The organism is Pseudomonas sp. YL2 (assembly GCF_023063025.1).
Lineage (GTDB): Bacteria > Pseudomonadota > Gammaproteobacteria > Pseudomonadales > Pseudomonadaceae > Aquipseudomonas > Aquipseudomonas putida_A.
Genome location: NZ_JAJSLU010000036.1, coordinates 1 through 10,749 on the forward strand (window position 1 = coordinate 1; position 10,749 = coordinate 10,749).

Genomic DNA, 10,749 nt, shown 5'->3' on the forward strand with positions numbered 1-10,749 from the left:
CCATGACACCGATAAACATCACCATCAGCGGCGGCTCGAATCGTTCGCGCGCCTCTTTGGCGGTGCGGCGGATCTCAGCGCCGAGTGTCTTGAGGGACATGGGAGTCCTCCATCAGCTCGGCCAGCGTCATTTCCGGTACCGGCTGGCCGTCGACCACTGCAGCGCTGAGCTCGTCCATAAGTTGGCTGATCTGCCGCACAGTCTCGTCAGTAGAGGACTGCTCGGCCTGTTTCTTCAGTCGCTCCAGGAGGACGCGCCGGCTCATGGGCGGGCCTCCAGAATCGCGCGCAACTCGGCGAGCTGCTTCTCGAGCTCAGCCACCTCGATTACCCGGGCCATGCTCACGACGCTTTCAATGAGTGCCTTGCCTTGGTCTGGAGGCAAGGTGCCATCAGCAACGGCGGCAAGGATCGATCGAGCGCACGCCGGCAGGTCGGTATCATCCAGGGCGAACGTGACAGGTTCCGACACCGGTTTGAGGGGTGGCACCAGTCGTTCAAGAATGAGCCGGCAGGCTTGCATGTCGCCCTTCTTGGCGGCGGCAAGCACCTTTTTCGTTACCGCATCGGCGCCTTCTGCCAGGCGCGAGCGGATCTCCCGGGTTTGACTGGAGCGGCCGCCGGGGTTGCCAGATACGCCAGGTGCAAATGTCCCGGCCTTCGTTCTGCCGCTTTGCGTCATACAGCTGCTCCTTTCAGCTCAAGATCCTTTTCGGCCGATCCGCAGTAACCCGCGTCGACCGTGGCCAGGTGATAGGTGTTCGATGCCGGCGACGCACCGCAGCGACTTGCCAGCTGATAGCCCTTCTGGTGGTTTTCGAAGACGGCAGCGTGATAGTCCTGAGCTGGCCGGCCGTAACCGATCACCTCAGACCCGAGAGAGGCAATGCGGCCAAGCCCGGGCACGCTAGAGCACAGCTCCGGATAGATGGCGTAACCGCGATCGAGGCGGCGGGGCTGGAACCCACGCGACCGACGAAACATGAAAGCGACGGCAGCGCCGTCTCTGTCGCTCCATCCTGCATGGATCACCACCACGTCCTGATCGCCGTCAATGTCGGTAGCCTGGAGCAGCTCCTGAACCCGCGAGGCGGTATCGCTGACACCCCCGGCCGGCTCAGCCATGGCGAACCGCTCAGCCCAGTGAGCCAGGCATGGGTGCGATACGCCGATGATGATCGAGCGGTCAGGCAGGCAGGCCACGGGCTCGTTCGAGCTCAGCATGGCCGACACCGCTGTAACGGTGATGCAGACGCTCAACTGATAGCCCGGTTGAAGTTGAGCCAAGCCTCGTCGGACGCCGCCGTCTGCTTCTCGAACGCGCTGGCCACCTCGGGCTTGCCGGCAACCATCGACTCGACGGCAAACAGGTCTTGAAATGCGCCCTTGACCAGCGCCTCGGCCTTTTCCAGACCTTGGCGCAGCTTCAGCAGGTCAGGGCTGTACTTCTCCTCTGCGCGCCGGCGGAAGCTGTTGCGCTGCACGTCGTTGACGCCGGTGGTGATCTCGCGGCCAGTGAACACGGCGTGCATGATCGCGCCGTCCTTGCTGTCGATCGCCGCCTGGATGGCCTTGCCGCGCGCTTCCGGGGTCATGGCTCGCAGCGCCTTGCGGATCTCGGCGGCATCGAGCGACACCTGCAGGCCGAGCGAGGCCTCTACCTGGTCGGCGACCTCGAGCAGTCGCCCCTTGATCGTGTTGAGCGTTGCGTCGTGGTTGCGGGCTGCAGCCTCGAGCATGGTGCTGTAGGCCTTGGATGCGCGGTTGAGGTGAGCGCTTGCCGTGTCTGCCGGGTTGCGGTTCTTTCGGATCGCCTCCAGGGCTTCGAAGCTCTCGACCATGCGGCGCTGCGTCTGCAGGGCACCAAGGAGCGCGCGGTCTTCAGCGAACGGGCCGGCCACAGCCTTGATTTCGCGAGTCCAGCTGTCGTTACCCATCAGGTTCGTGGTGCGCGGCAGGGTAGGCAGCACGGGCGCCTCTGGTGGACGTACAGGCATGGCCGCTTGCGGAGTCGGGTAAGGCTGTTGAATGCGCAGGCCATGCTCATTCAGTGCGTCCAGCGCCTTGGATTGGTCATTTTCAGTTTGCATAGGAATCTCCGGGTGGGTGAACGATCCGTTCACCTGGTAGTGGTCAGGCGGCGGTGCTGAGGTAGTAAACGGCTACCGACTTGTGTGTCCGGCCGTGCCCGTCAACGACCGGCCGCTGGTGAGTGCGGATCGGGTAGCCCGCCTCGCGCAATTCTTGAATCCGTGCCGCTGGATGCATGACGTTGAGCTCGTCGCGAGCTGTAACGGTGGTCAATGGCCCTACCTGCAAGTGAGCCAAGATGCGGGCGCGCTGCGCCGAGGTGCTGTTGTTCGTGATGTCTGCAACGGTCATACAGCCACTCCATGGCTCGGGTTAATCAGGGGTCGACGCTCAGCCAGCGCGATCAACAGGGCGGACGCTTCGAGGTTGCCGGCGTCTGCTGCATCGCGCAGGCGAAGCCAGGCCTTTGCGATATCGGTGTTGGTCGCTTTGATCTGGCGGCTGCGTGGTTTGGTGTTGTTCATATCTGCCTCATGTGCGATGTGCCGATATGCCCATATTAGGTGTGATATGTGGATATACACAGTGTTTTTTGGGTGTGCTTAAACTGAAACGTCATAACGCGGGCGAGTGCCGCATAGAAAGGGCATAACGTGGTTTCGATGGTTTGCAATGCGTTGCAGTAATTCTGAATAGGTCAAACTGCAACGATTACGCAAGCAAATGGGTATTACCGTGCGTAACCTGTTCTGACCTGCTGTCAGGCTTGCCCTGATGCACTCAAACCTGAGGAGATTCCCATGTCGATCATCGAGCGCGACTACCTACCCAAGCCCGAATCAATCCAGTTTCCCCGGGAGCTGGCTGTGCTGATCGTTCGCAAGGCCGCATCAATGGCCGCCACATTCGAGGAGAAGGCGCTCGACCAGCTGACAAAGGACGCACGCTCAGCTCTGTCTGCCGGCGTCGATTCCAACCAGGTGATCCGACAGCTGCGTCTCTGAGCGAAAGAGCACATCTGTACTCCTCCGAGGCTTTTCCTCAATTTGAGGAATACTCCCGAGGTTCCCGCCATTGGAGGAAACCTCGCCTGCCCTCGCGTTTTGCTACATCAGCTCGGGACGTCCTGCATTGCAGGATGGGGCCAGGCGGTGGCCACAAAACATTTCCTGCCCGGCTTTTGGTTGGCCCGCTAACGCTCGCAGCGTTACCTGCCCTCCCGTTCTGGTAGGTCAGATATGTGAGCAGCTTTGCGCGCATCTCCCTGGCCAACTATCACCATGATGGTGATGCGACCCTCTTTCAGGGGGCTGCAATTATTTTGCATCCCCTGTTGACCTGTGTAAGACACTGTCTTACACTAAGCCCATCAAGACGAGATGAGGCTCCCATGGCAAACACACCAACCGTAACGATGAGACTGCCCCAGGAATTGATCGAGCGCGTCGACGCATACGCAAAGCGCGTCACCGGTGATACAGGGGTCGAGGTAAACAGGACGGCAGCAATCCGCGCGCTTCTGGTGGCGGGGCTTGAGGCCAAAGAGAAAGGTAAGCAGTAACCGGCTGAGAATTTAGCCGATTGAGAAGAGGTGCCAACCCGGTGCGCTAACACCGGGTCGGCTGCCACACGACGCAACTTTGAGGGACACGTCATGCAACTGTACCAAAATGCCACTAAATCCGTTGAAAATCAACACATTATCGCCGAAACGGCTGTAGTGCTTGAGCTGCTGGCCTTCGCGATGACGGTTATAGCTCTTCCAGGCACGCCGCCGGCACTGGGCAAAGTGTTCGCGGTCATGGCGCACAACTGCGCAATCAACTGGGCTGCCATGCTCCACGAAGAAGCGGCCGCGGTTGAAGGGGGTGCGCAATGAACACCAAATCGAAAGCCACCTCCTGCAAGCAAGTCGCCGAAGAGGCCCTGTTCCAGCTCGATTGCGGCCGCGAGTTCGCCGACTGGATGCTCGCCCTGATGGTCGCCATTCGCGATGATCAAAAGCACTCCCGAGGCCAGAACACCCCGGGGCTGTCGAATCTCGGCGTCTACCTGGCTGAAACGCACCTCTCGGAAGCGGAACAAGCGCTGGAAGTGATCAATGGCAACTTTGCCGCGCTTGGGGGTGCTCAATGAGCCGATCAGCCTACGCAATCGCCTCAACCGCCGTCGGCGACCTGCTGGCCGTGCAGAAGTCGTTCGACAACACGAAAGCAGTCCTGGAGCTGCTCATGAAGCGCTTGCCGAAGGACAGCGATGCGTACGCGATCGCCGAACTGGGGATGATGGACGTCAAGGAGTGGGAAAGTAAGGTCGTCGACTGGTGCGTGATGATGGACGACGAGCTCGAGGAGCCAGCGCTTGAGGCTGAGCACAATGCCTACGCGATCCAAGCTCACCGCAGGGCTCTCCTCAAGCACTCCAATACTACGAGCGTTTCGTAGTATCACCGGGCACTACCCTGCAACGGGGTGGTGCCCTTTCAATGCATCCAGCTTTGGATGGATCAAAACTGAGCCATGATCCAAATCTGGTTCATCTCCAGTAATTACGCGAGCGGTACCGAGTGCAATCACCACACTGTGGCGTTCTTACCACTCTGCCCATCACTCTCCCTGCACTCAGGCTGGAACATTGCACGTCAGAAGGTCAGCTGGGAGCTGTATATCTGATATGGCTTTGTTACACCTGCTTGAGCCACCGACTCACCGTCATGTGCGAAACACCCAGTGCTTCACCAATCTCTCTCACGCCTTTTCCCTCTGCAGCCATGGATTGAGCCGTGGGTAGCAGCTCCTCACGCTTGGCTGCGCCCTTCCTTTGCCCTCTGGCCGACTGTATCGCCCTGAACTCATGCCGGTTGAACCTGGCCCACGTCCATTTGCTGATGCTCTTGGCGATCGCCCTGCACTCGTTCGGCTGCATCGGGTTGCCGATGTCGCTGAGGTTCGAGGCCAGTACCAGGTCAAGAACGGCCTTGGTGAAATGCTTTTCGCCGTCCGGACGCCAGAACTCGCGCACCAGGCTGTAGGACTGCTTGCGCACCACCTCGAACACCGTGCAGTTGCGCCCGAGGCCTGCATAGTCGGCCTGCCTGCTCCGCCGGCGCATCTCGGCCATGGTGGGCAGCTCGACCAGCTCGGCCAGATCCTCAAGGGCATAGGGAATATCGCGCCATTCGTGCGTTATCCAGTGTTTATGCCATGGGTTTTTGACTACAAGCCCGGAATATCCCCGGTCGGCCTCCAAATCACGGCGTAAACCCTCCTGAATCGCAGCCATGAACATCACAGGCTTGATGCGGGCCACGTCGGAGACCGCCACCGGCGCCTCGAGCATGTAGATCAGGTGCGCGTGGCCGTTCTCGGGGTTGCGGACGGTGACGTTCGGCGGAGGACAATTGCGATCGCTCCAGTCGATGGCCGCAAACGGGCGGTCGACGTCGAAACACAGACACACGACGCGCTTGGCCGTGTTGGGCTGGATCAGGAGGTACTCAATAGCCTCCTCGTAGCTGAGGCGATACAGCCCCTCGATGGAAGGGTTATTGGTGCAGTAGGGCCGTGACGGCATCTTGCCATGCAAGAAGTCGAGCGATTTCTGCGGGTGCGAGTGGGCATCCCCACTACTGCGGGGTGCCCTTTTGGCGGCCATAGATCATGCCGCCCGTTCGGACAGGTAACGCTTTACGGCGTCCAGGTCGTAACGAACCACCTTGCGCGTGATGCGCAGGGGTTGGGGGAATTCAGGGTCTTTGGCCCAGCGGATGAGCGTGGACTCGGTGATGCCGATGGCGGCAGCGGTAGCCTGGCCGGAGGAGCGGTGCGTGTCGATCTTCATTGTCGTTCTCGATCAATGAAGGCCCGGCCTGCAATTCGTCAGCGTGTCGCGCAGCGTGTTGACGCCGTGAGAACCAATGGTACTATCTCACCCACTGGTTAGCTTTTGCTAACTGGAACTAAGAGCATCCGTGTCAAGGTACTCTCGCAAGTCCGAACCTTCTGGTTCATGAAACCCCCGCTTCGGTTCGTACCCGATCGGGGGTTTTGCTTTTTCTGCGTTGCAGAAACTATGGCCGATGTTAACGACCCATCGCAACCAAAGCAACCCTAATAAATACCCCTCAAACCCTCGATTTATAAGGTCGCGACACGTTTTGCGAATCGTGAAAACGTGTCGCGACACGACGTCATTTCAGACTGTCGAGCAGATCCGCGAACGTCTGCGCCTTGGGTCGCTCAACTTCCCCCATTGGGGGATGTTCCCTCACTGGGGGTTCATCCCCCGCCGGGGGTTGGACGGTGTGTCCAGCTTTGGACGCATCTGCCCTCTCATGCCCGATCAATCGCAGTTCCTGGCGCAGTCCGGCCACTTCCTCGCGCAACAATCGCAGCTCGGCTGCCATTTCAGCCCAGCCAGCAGGTGTCGGGGTGCTGTCGGATTGTGGTGTCGGGGTGTCGGGTTTTGCTGTCTGGCCTCCGGGCGGTTCGCCGTAGACACGGATCATTTCGGACAGGTCGACGACCCTCTGGCCCTTGCCGTCAAACCCTGCAGACACGCGGCCTTTCTCGACAGCCTCATACAGCGTCGAGCGGTGCAATCCGTAGAGTTTAGCCATGCGGCCAAGGGTCAATTTGCTCATGTCGGGCGGTGTCGGGTTCTGTCTGTCGGGCGTCCGACACTCTATCAGACACCCATGCTGTCGCGGATCTTGAGCACCGTCGTCGTCGAGCAGTTGGCGTGCCTGGCTGTCGCTCGCACTCCCAAACCGGCCTTGAGCAGCTCCTTGACCCGCTTGTGCAGATCCGCGTCCACCGGGCGACCCTGATAGCGACCTTCGGCCTTCGCCTTCTCGATGCCCTGGGCTTGTCGCTCCCGGCGCTGCTCGTAGTCCTTGCGGGCAATGGCGGCCATCATGTCGACCAGCATTGAGTTGATCGCAGCCAGCATCCGGCCTGTGAACTCGTCGCCGGCGGTGTCCTTCATGCTCTGGTGACTGGTGGGCAGGTCGAGCGCGACGATGCGCAGCCCCTTGGCATCGATCGCGGCCTTCAGCTTCTGCCAGTCGGCTTGGGGGAGGCGAGACAACCGGTCGATCGACTCGACCAGCAGCACGTCACCGGCGCGGGCATCCTTGAGCAGTCTGAGCAGCTCCGGACGATCGGCCGAGGCGCCGCTCATGTTCTCGGTGTACTCGCTGGCAATGGCCTGGCCATGATCGGCGGCGAATCGCTCCAGGGACTCGCGTGCCCGGGTAGCGTCTTGTTCGGTGGTGGAGGCTCGCAGGTAAGCGCGGATGAACATGGCCCGTTTCCTTGGGGTGTATCAGTAAAGGTGCAATTTATCTACTGTTGCACTTTAACTGTTACTTATCAAGGAAAAGCCCATATTTGGCAGAATATGGGCGTTTCAGGTGGTGCATACCTTTCCGTTACAGCCTACTAAACTCTCCGCCGGGGCCGAGTAGTTCGCCCAGGGATTCGTCGTGCCCCGCTTTCATGTGCATCACGCTCCGGTCGATCATGTCGAAAACTTCCTGCCCAACCTCATCACCGCAAAGCAGGACGCCCATGATTCGGCCCATGACCTCGGCATTGAGGTGCATCCTTTCGCGCACCGCGCGAGGTGTTGGCTGCGAGCCTATGCCGGCGAACACTACCGGGAAAATTGCCTTGCTGATCACGTCGACCAGCTCGCCGCCGTCCAAATCTGAAACACGCACAATCACACCTCCTAGCGCTTAATCATCTGTCGGGCCGGGCCATTCATCTTGAAGTCGCGCAAGATCATTTGGTAGGCGCGCTCGGCGCCTTTCTGAATAGACATCTCGGCCCTGTCGAGCTCGTCCTGGGTGGGGTTCCCGTGGATCGTCACCTGGTTGATGATTTGAGGCATCGCCGATGGGGCTGAACCTCCTCCAGTGCTTGGTGAGGACGAGGCGACCGCTGACCCGACATAACCGCCGTCGGCATACCCCTTCCTGTTCGCGTTCATGCGCTCGAGGAATTCTCGGGCGCCAGGCTGGCTGACAACATCCTTGCGCACCACGAACTCGCCGCCGTGCACCACTCCCTTCGGCTCGAACTTGCCGCCATCGCCGGTGTAACCGCCATCGGAAAAGCCGAACCCTGCACCTGCGAAGCTGCTGAAGATGCCCACGGCCGCCTTGCGCACCTGAATCCGAATCAAGTCAGCAACGATGCCGTCTGCAAGATCGGAAAATGACAGCTTGCCGGTTCGCACAAACTCAACGATGCCGTCCTCCATGCTGCCAAAGGCGTTCGTAAACAGGTCTCGGGTCTGGCCGGAAACGTCGCGCGCCTGATCGATGTAATTGTGAAGCGCTGAGGACGCGCCGATCGACCAGTCCGACTGGGCTTTGTCGACCTGGTTGAAGTAGTCCTGTTGCAACACAAGGCGCGCAGACAGCTCCTCTCGCAGAGCCTCGGTCTGCCGGGTGTAATCCTCTTGGCCGAGGTCGCCACTGGTGCGCTGGGCAGCAAGCGCCTTGAGGTCGTTCTCATACTGCTGACGGATCTGCATTTCCTGCTGCAGGCGCTCCCGGGTTTTGTCACCCAGACCCATGCCGGCCAAGTCCATGTCATAGCCGTTCTTTTGGGTCAGTGTCTGGCTCTGCTGGGAGGTCAGAAAGGCATTGAATTTGGCGTCGGCCTCGTTTTGCAGCTGGATCTTTTTCTTCACGTCCAGCTCGGCCGCCTTGCCTTGCAGATACGCTTTTTGCTGATCGTTGAGCTGGGTCAGCTTTCCGCTTTCCATCTCAAAGCCCAGTTTCGCGACCTCGGACGCCTCTTGGCGTTTGTCAGTGCTCAGGTTGATGAGCGCGATCTGCCGCTGGTAGTCCTCGTCCGCTGTCTGGAAGGCTCGCTGGGTGGCGTTGCGAGCTTGCTCGCTGGTCTGCGCGGCTTTCTTGGTGGCCTCGGCATTGGCTGCTTTGGCATCCTTCTCCTTGGCGTACTGCAGGAGCAGCTGTTGCTGAGCCGGCAACAACTTGCCGAGCTCGCCGCTCTCGATCGCGTAGCGGACTTTCGCCGCCTCGGTGTTCTCGCCCTGGAGTGCGGCCTGCTTTTTGAGGTCTGCGAGGAGTTTCTCGTAGGCCGGGTTTACGGCCTTGCCCGGATCATCACCTGGCGGCTGCTGCGCACCGATGCCGGCGGCGGTGCCCTCCATGCGGGTGCGGATTGACCTTATGGTGCCGGCCTTTTTTTCGAGGTCAGCAATCGACTTGTCGAGTTCGTCGACGTCGTAGAACTTGAAGTTGTAGAACGCGGTATCGCCGGCTTTGCCCTTGATGAGCTTGGCTCGAATGTCAGCCAGGTCGCGCATCTCCGACATGGTCACGCTGAGCTCGCTATTCAGCCCGGCAACGGTCTTCTTGTCGTCGCGGAAGAAGTCCAGGAACTCGCCTGAGTTAAACCGATCCATCGCCTCCGACAGCGACAGAACCCCTTTCGCGAACTTCTCGCTGGCCCCCAGCGCCTTGTCGAGATTTGCGGAGGTCACTGTCAGGGAGTTGTTGAAAGCGGTGATTGATTGGCTGGTGGTCACCTGCAGAATGCCGCTCAGCTCGTTCACCTTGTCACGCTGGTTCTGCAGGGCAGTGACGACTTTCTCAGCGGTCAATTGCCCCTCGGCCCCCATGCTGCGGAGAGCCCCAATGCTTACCCCCAGCCCTCTAGCAATCGCCTGGGCAAGCGCCGGCGTCTGCTCCATGATCGAGTTCAGCTCATCGCCGCGAAGCGTGCCAGAGGCCAGCGCCTGACCGAACTGCACCATTGATGCGTCTGCTGCCTGGGCGCTTGCTCCGCTGAGAGCTACAGCCTGACTGACCGTCTTGCTGATCGCCGCCACTTCCTGAAAGTTGAGCCCTAGCTGCCTGGCGTTCTGCGCGATCCGCTGATAAACCTGCCCGGTCGATTCCATCGACTGCCTGGTGTCTTGAGCTACCCGGAACACGCTCTGCTGCGCATATGCGAGCTGCTCTGAGGTCTCTGTGACCAGTTTCAGCCTGTTTGTGAGCTCGGTGTATGCTTGGGCCGCCTGAGATATCTTCACGGCGCTGAACGCGGCAGCGGCAGCAGCAGCGAGCGGGCCGGGCAACCGCATAGCCATTACTGCGAGCGTGTTGAGCTGTTTGGTCATTACGCTGACTTGCGGAGTCGCTGCACCGGACTTTTCGCCCATCTCCTGCATCGATGCCGCCGCCTTCCGCAGGCTCGGCGGAATTCGCAGCCCTGCCTCCTCCAGCGCCTTCATGGCCTTTCGGGTGTCTGCCGCCTTTTGCTCAGCGTCGCGACTGTCGATCGCAAGCCTGAGCGTTGATGTCTGAAGCATCAGTGCCTCCTGAGCGCGTCGTATAGGCGCGCTGCGTGTTCGTGCGGGGGAATGCCCTCCGGAGGCTGCACAACGATCACAGCGTCATCAGGTGGCGTGGTTTTCTGCATCAACACGGCGGCGGCTCTGATACCACTGCCACGCTCGACGCTGTGCGCGTAATCGATCAAGGCGCGAGCCATGGCGTCGACAGCTCGCTCAGTGCCAGGGAAGAACAACTGCCGGCGAATTCCGGCCAGCTCGTACTCGCAAGACCATCCGAAGCACGGCAGCACCTCGGCATCGCGCTTGCAGTCCATGACACCGATAAACATCACCATCAGCGGCGGCTCGAATCGTTCGCGCGCCTCTTTGGCGGTGCGGCGG

18 protein-coding genes are annotated in these 10,749 nt (G+C 60.2%); 5 read left to right on the forward strand and 13 right to left on the reverse strand.

Going from position 1 to position 10,749, the window contains the following annotated elements; genetic code table 11:
- Positions 1-74 precede the first annotated feature (74 nt).
- The 6 genes from LVD08_RS27860 to LVD08_RS27885 are packed head-to-tail and all read right to left on the reverse strand — an operon-like array spanning position 75 to position 2,555.
- Positions 75-266: a hypothetical protein gene (locus LVD08_RS27860; protein WP_247269759.1), complete on the reverse strand. Its 192-nt coding sequence runs from the start codon at positions 264-266 to the stop codon at positions 75-77.
- Complete coding sequence (locus LVD08_RS27865; protein ID WP_247269760.1) at positions 263-682, reverse strand: DUF5681 domain-containing protein; 420 nt, start codon at positions 680-682, stop codon at positions 263-265. The genes LVD08_RS27860 and LVD08_RS27865 overlap by 4 nt, the downstream gene beginning before the upstream one ends.
- Positions 679-1,224, reverse strand: coding sequence for a hypothetical protein (locus LVD08_RS27870; protein WP_247269761.1), 546 nt, complete (start codon positions 1,222-1,224; stop codon positions 679-681). Before LVD08_RS27870 ends, LVD08_RS27865 begins: the two co-directional genes overlap by 4 nt.
- Before the next feature lie 32 nt (positions 1,225-1,256).
- Positions 1,257-2,090 (reverse strand): hypothetical protein, encoded by an 834-nt coding sequence (locus tag LVD08_RS27875; RefSeq protein ID WP_247269762.1) that lies wholly within the window; start codon positions 2,088-2,090, stop codon positions 1,257-1,259.
- Positions 2,091-2,133: 43 nt separating this feature from the next.
- Positions 2,134-2,382 carry a helix-turn-helix domain-containing protein gene (locus LVD08_RS27880; RefSeq protein WP_247269763.1) on the reverse strand — a complete coding sequence of 83 codons (249 nt, stop codon included), beginning with the start codon at positions 2,380-2,382 and terminating at the stop codon, positions 2,134-2,136.
- Complete coding sequence (locus tag LVD08_RS27885) at positions 2,379-2,555, reverse strand: hypothetical protein (protein ID WP_247269764.1); 177 nt, start codon at positions 2,553-2,555, stop codon at positions 2,379-2,381. The genes LVD08_RS27880 and LVD08_RS27885 overlap by 4 nt, the downstream gene beginning before the upstream one ends.
- Positions 2,556-2,831: 276 nt before the next feature.
- Here LVD08_RS27885 and LVD08_RS27890 point away from each other — a divergent pair, with 276 nt between their 5' ends.
- The 5 genes from LVD08_RS27890 to LVD08_RS27910 all read left to right on the forward strand — a co-directional run bounded on the left by LVD08_RS27890 (position 2,832) and on the right by LVD08_RS27910 (position 4,475).
- Positions 2,832-3,035, forward strand: a complete 204-nt coding sequence (locus LVD08_RS27890) for a hypothetical protein (protein ID WP_247269765.1) — start codon at positions 2,832-2,834, stop codon at positions 3,033-3,035.
- Between the two features lie 386 nt (positions 3,036-3,421).
- Entirely contained in the window at positions 3,422-3,592 is a 171-nt protein-coding gene (locus tag LVD08_RS27895) for a ribbon-helix-helix domain-containing protein (protein WP_247269766.1), read from the forward strand.
- 93 nt (positions 3,593-3,685) lie between these two features.
- Positions 3,686-3,910, forward strand: coding sequence for a hypothetical protein (locus LVD08_RS27900; protein WP_247269767.1), 225 nt, complete (start codon positions 3,686-3,688; stop codon positions 3,908-3,910).
- On the forward strand, positions 3,907-4,167 hold the full coding sequence (locus LVD08_RS27905) for a hypothetical protein (RefSeq protein ID WP_247269768.1): 261 nt from the start codon (positions 3,907-3,909) through the stop codon (positions 4,165-4,167). The genes LVD08_RS27900 and LVD08_RS27905 overlap by 4 nt, the downstream gene beginning before the upstream one ends.
- Entirely contained in the window at positions 4,164-4,475 is a 312-nt protein-coding gene (locus tag LVD08_RS27910) for a hypothetical protein (protein ID WP_247269769.1), read from the forward strand. Before LVD08_RS27905 ends, LVD08_RS27910 begins: the two co-directional genes overlap by 4 nt.
- Before the next feature lie 238 nt (positions 4,476-4,713).
- On the opposite strand, the gene LVD08_RS27915 is transcribed toward LVD08_RS27910, so the two are convergent.
- From LVD08_RS27915 to LVD08_RS27945, 7 genes are all read right to left on the reverse strand, one after another.
- Positions 4,714-5,685, reverse strand: coding sequence for a replication initiation protein (locus tag LVD08_RS27915; protein WP_247269770.1), 972 nt, complete (start codon positions 5,683-5,685; stop codon positions 4,714-4,716).
- A 3-nt stretch (positions 5,686-5,688) separates the two neighbouring features.
- The gene (locus tag LVD08_RS27920) at positions 5,689-5,871 is read right to left on the reverse strand and encodes a helix-turn-helix transcriptional regulator (RefSeq protein WP_247269771.1); all 183 of its coding nucleotides are present in this window, start codon (positions 5,869-5,871) and stop codon (positions 5,689-5,691) included.
- Between the two features lie 349 nt (positions 5,872-6,220).
- Positions 6,221-6,673: a DUF1441 family protein gene (locus LVD08_RS27925; protein ID WP_247269772.1), complete on the reverse strand. Its 453-nt coding sequence runs from the start codon at positions 6,671-6,673 to the stop codon at positions 6,221-6,223.
- A gap of 44 nt (positions 6,674-6,717) precedes the next feature.
- Positions 6,718-7,335 (reverse strand): recombinase family protein, encoded by a 618-nt coding sequence (locus tag LVD08_RS27930; RefSeq protein ID WP_247269773.1) that lies wholly within the window; start codon positions 7,333-7,335, stop codon positions 6,718-6,720.
- A 127-nt stretch (positions 7,336-7,462) separates the two neighbouring features.
- Positions 7,463-7,753, reverse strand: coding sequence for a hypothetical protein (locus tag LVD08_RS27935; protein WP_247269774.1), 291 nt, complete (start codon positions 7,751-7,753; stop codon positions 7,463-7,465).
- Positions 7,754-7,764: 11 nt separating this feature from the next.
- On the reverse strand, positions 7,765-10,383 hold the full coding sequence (locus LVD08_RS27940) for a phage tail tape measure protein (RefSeq protein ID WP_247269775.1): 2,619 nt from the start codon (positions 10,381-10,383) through the stop codon (positions 7,765-7,767).
- Positions 10,383-10,749 (reverse strand): hypothetical protein (locus LVD08_RS27945; protein WP_247269776.1); only part of this gene is annotated, 367 nt, incomplete at its 5' end. The genes LVD08_RS27940 and LVD08_RS27945, both read right to left, overlap by 1 nt.

Coding starts and splice junctions, on each gene's coding strand:
- LVD08_RS27860 (WP_247269759.1), bottom strand. CDS start 266: ATGAGCCGGCGCGTCCTCCTGGAGCGACTGAAGAAACAGGCCGAGCAG.
- LVD08_RS27865 (WP_247269760.1), bottom strand. CDS start 682: ATGACGCAAAGCGGCAGAACGAAGGCCGGGACATTTGCACCTGGCGTA.
- LVD08_RS27870 (WP_247269761.1), bottom strand. CDS start 1,224: ATGCTGAGCTCGAACGAGCCCGTGGCCTGCCTGCCTGACCGCTCGATC.
- LVD08_RS27875 (WP_247269762.1), bottom strand. CDS start 2,090: ATGCAAACTGAAAATGACCAATCCAAGGCGCTGGACGCACTGAATGAG.
- LVD08_RS27880 (WP_247269763.1), bottom strand. CDS start 2,382: ATGACCGTTGCAGACATCACGAACAACAGCACCTCGGCGCAGCGCGCC.
- LVD08_RS27885 (WP_247269764.1), bottom strand. CDS start 2,555: ATGAACAACACCAAACCACGCAGCCGCCAGATCAAAGCGACCAACACC.
- LVD08_RS27890 (WP_247269765.1), top strand. CDS start 2,832: ATGTCGATCATCGAGCGCGACTACCTACCCAAGCCCGAATCAATCCAG.
- LVD08_RS27895 (WP_247269766.1), top strand. CDS start 3,422: ATGGCAAACACACCAACCGTAACGATGAGACTGCCCCAGGAATTGATC.
- LVD08_RS27900 (WP_247269767.1), top strand. CDS start 3,686: ATGCAACTGTACCAAAATGCCACTAAATCCGTTGAAAATCAACACATT.
- LVD08_RS27905 (WP_247269768.1), top strand. CDS start 3,907: ATGAACACCAAATCGAAAGCCACCTCCTGCAAGCAAGTCGCCGAAGAG.
- LVD08_RS27910 (WP_247269769.1), top strand. CDS start 4,164: ATGAGCCGATCAGCCTACGCAATCGCCTCAACCGCCGTCGGCGACCTG.
- LVD08_RS27915 (WP_247269770.1), bottom strand. CDS start 5,685: ATGGCCGCCAAAAGGGCACCCCGCAGTAGTGGGGATGCCCACTCGCAC.
- LVD08_RS27920 (WP_247269771.1), bottom strand. CDS start 5,871: ATGAAGATCGACACGCACCGCTCCTCCGGCCAGGCTACCGCTGCCGCC.
- LVD08_RS27925 (WP_247269772.1), bottom strand. CDS start 6,673: ATGAGCAAATTGACCCTTGGCCGCATGGCTAAACTCTACGGATTGCAC.
- LVD08_RS27930 (WP_247269773.1), bottom strand. CDS start 7,335: ATGTTCATCCGCGCTTACCTGCGAGCCTCCACCACCGAACAAGACGCT.
- LVD08_RS27940 (WP_247269775.1), bottom strand. CDS start 10,383: ATGCTTCAGACATCAACGCTCAGGCTTGCGATCGACAGTCGCGACGCT.